Below are 2941 nucleotides of genomic sequence, written 5' to 3' on the forward strand. Positions count from 1 at the left end.
AAGTGGTGGGCAATACTGGACTCGAACCAGTGACCCCCTGCGTGTAAAACAGGTGCCCTGAAAGAATCGTTTAATAAATCAATTGTATTTGTAAGATTTGTTCGCCTGCAAACACATATTATAGGGAGTAGCCTTCTACTCCCCCTCGGGTCCTTCTCCCAGCCCAAACCACTTCTTGTGTATCACACAGGTCGAACAGTCGTGTTCCCTCTTGATCATGGGAGTCCTGCCCTGCTTCTCGGCCAGAGATATCTCCGTCTTGTTCATCAGCCCAAGCAGAATACCCAGCACGATAAATGCGCCCGGAGGCAGGATCATGAGAAGCAGAGGGTTGTACCCGCTGCCGAATATCGATATACCGAGGATGCTCCCGTTCCCGAGGATCTCCCTGATACCTCCAAGGACGAAAAGCGACAGGGTGAAACCCAGCCCCATCCCAAGGCCATCAATCATCGAATAGAACAGGCCGTTCTTTGAGGCGAATGCCTCGGCACGCCCCAGGATGATACAGTTGACGACGATAAGGGGGATGAACAGTCCGAGGCTCTTGTGAAGAGCGTGGAAATACCCGTTCATCACCAGATCGACTATAGTAACGAAGGTCGCGATAGTGACGATAAACGCCGGGATCCGGACCTTCTTTGGAATGACTTTTCGAAGCAGGGATATAACGGTGTTCGAGCAGAAAAGAACGAATGTCGTGGCCAGCCCCATTCCGATCCCGTTCTCCGCCGATGTCGTTACGGCCAGCGTCGGACAGAGACCCAGCAACAACCTGAAAACAGGGTTCTCGCTCCAGAATCCTTTGATAAACTCGTTCCAGGCTCTCATTATTCCGCCCCTCCGTTATTTTCTGTTGTCGCATCATTGTCATCGGCTGTCGCGCTATCCCCGCCGGCCTGCACATGAACGGAATCTCCAGCGGCAGGCACGCCATCGACAGACTCACCGCCGGGCGCGACATTATGTCCGCCTTCGCTGCCGGCGATCCTGCCAAGATTATCCCTGAAGAAACCCAGCCCCAGCATCGTCGCCGTCGTGATCGCTCTCGATGAAATGGTCGCGCCGGAGATCGAGACAAATGTCCCGCCATCCTTGGCCACGGCCCAGTTCTCCGGATCCGTCAGGCTCCTGCCCCTGTATTGTGCCTTGAAGTCCTCTTCGATTATCTTCGCGCCCAGTCCCGGAGTCTCGAGATGTTTCAATATTTCTATTCCCTGGACGACTCCATCCATGTTGACACCTATCATGAAGTTGATGTCGCCTGAATATCCATCAGGGGCAACGACCTCAAACGCCACACCGACCAGTCCTCCGCCGCTCTTTCCGGGATAGATCTCGACACTTTCACTACCCTCCACATCGATGCTTCTGCGGTCGACATAGGGATCATTATCATAAACAGGAAGGACGTTCCTGATAGCATCCATCTTCTCCTCGAGCATAGCTTTGGCTATCGGCTCTTCCGTCAATTCGCTCACATAGGCCAACACTCCGGCAGAAATGGCCGCGATCAATGTCAATACCAAACAAAGTCTGAAGATCTCTTTCATCTGTACGCACCTTCCGCGGACTGCAGCATCTTTCAGGCCGCCGCTTTCTGCTTGTCAACCGCACCGAATACGGCCGGTTTTGTAAACCTGTCTATCAGCGGCGTGGCCGCATTCATGAGTAATATCGCAAAACTGACACCTTCGGGATATCCACCCCACAGCCTTATCAGGACCGTTATGAGTCCGCATCCTGCTCCAAAGATCAGCATTCCCTTTTTTGTCACGGGGCTGGTGACATAATCGGTCGCCATGAAAAGGGCACCGAGTATAAGACCACCGCTGATCACATGGAAAGACGGGTTGGCGTATTTCGTAGGATCGATCAGATAGAATATGCCGGTCAGCCCCCATACAGAGCCGATAAACGATACCGGGATATGCCAGCTGATCACCTTTTTAAATATAAGGAACAGGCCTCCGGCGAGCAGAAGAAGGACCGAAGTCTCACCAAGACAACCTCCGCGGTTGCCCAGTAGCAGGTCCATTATCTCCTGAGTACCGAAGGGTACTTCGATATGTCCAAGTGTCGCCAGGCTCTCCTTGGCCATAGTCAACGGAGTGGCGGTAGTCACCGCGTCGACTCCGAACGGGTTCGACCCGAACGGGGTCGCCTTTATCCACCTCGCCGTCATATGAACGGGAAAGGATACGAGTAGTACGACACGCCCTATCAGAGCCGGATTGAACGGATTGTAGCCCAGGCCTCCGTACAGCTGTTTGGCTATTACTATCGCAAAAAAGTTACCCGTCACGACCAGCCACCATGGACTCGTCGAAGGCAGGTTCAGGGCCAGAAGAAGTCCTGTAAGTACGGCGCTGAAATCGGCCAGCCTGATTTGTTTCCCCATCATCTTCTGGCTCAACGCTTCAAAAAGCATCGCTGAAGCGACAGACGTTATGATCACCTTGAGCGCGCCGAACCCGAACGCGTATACGGAGAACAGGCTCGCGGGCAGAAGGGCGTAGACGACGAGCAGCATGATCGAGCTGACTGTCCTGCCGTCGTGAAGATGAGGTGAAGAGCTCACGATAAAGCGAGGTCCGATCTCGTCCTTCTTCTTCGGTTTGGTCACCGGTGGCGGGCCAGCTGCCGCAGCAGGTTTGTCAGCCGGTTTTTCTGCAGGCTCCGCTGGCTTCTCGGCGGGCCCGTCGGCCGGCGTCGCTGGCTTCTCAGCAGCCCCATCGGCAGATGGCTTCTTTTCTTCCGGGACTTTTCCTTCCAAATTGTCTTCCAAAAGAACCTCCAGTTATCCGGGCGGCCGGATGGATCAACCAGCCTTTTTTGCCTTGTTCCTGATCTCCGCCTTGGCCCTCCTGAAGTGGTGGACCATCGGCCTTCTCGACGGACAGACATAGGCACAGCAACCGCACTCTATACAATCCATCAG

At 54.2% G+C, this 2941-nt stretch carries 3 protein-coding genes; all 3 read right to left on the bottom strand.

Going from position 1 to position 2941, the window contains the following annotated elements; translation table 11 throughout:
• Window positions 1–135: 135 nt before the first annotated feature.
• Genes KOO63_14725 through KOO63_14735 form a run of 3 tightly spaced genes read right to left on the bottom strand, consistent with a single transcriptional unit; the run spans window position 136 to window position 2599 of the window.
• Window positions 136–831 (bottom strand): electron transport complex subunit E, encoded by a 696-nt coding sequence (locus KOO63_14725; GenBank protein ID MBU8923070.1) that lies wholly within the window; start codon window positions 829–831, stop codon window positions 136–138.
• Window positions 831–1553: an RnfABCDGE type electron transport complex subunit G gene (locus KOO63_14730; GenBank protein ID MBU8923071.1), complete on the bottom strand. Its 723-nt coding sequence runs from the start codon at window positions 1551–1553 to the stop codon at window positions 831–833. Before KOO63_14730 ends, KOO63_14725 begins: the two co-directional genes overlap by 1 nt.
• A 32-nt stretch (window positions 1554–1585) precedes the next feature.
• Window positions 1586–2599 (bottom strand): RnfABCDGE type electron transport complex subunit D, encoded by a 1014-nt coding sequence (locus KOO63_14735; GenBank protein MBU8923072.1) that lies wholly within the window; start codon window positions 2597–2599, stop codon window positions 1586–1588.
• Window positions 2600–2941 lie beyond the last annotated feature (342 nt).

The organism is Candidatus Latescibacterota bacterium, from assembly GCA_019038625.1.
Classification (GTDB): domain Bacteria; phylum Krumholzibacteriota; class Krumholzibacteriia; order Krumholzibacteriales; family Krumholzibacteriaceae; genus JAGLYV01.

Bases quoted from the DNA above. Each gene is read 5' to 3' on its own strand.
- KOO63_14725 (MBU8923070.1), bottom strand. From the start codon at position 831: ATGAGAGCCTGGAACGAGTTTATCAAAGGATTCTGGAGCGAGAACCCT.
- KOO63_14730 (MBU8923071.1), bottom strand. From the start codon at position 1,553: ATGAAAGAGATCTTCAGACTTTGTTTGGTATTGACATTGATCGCGGCC.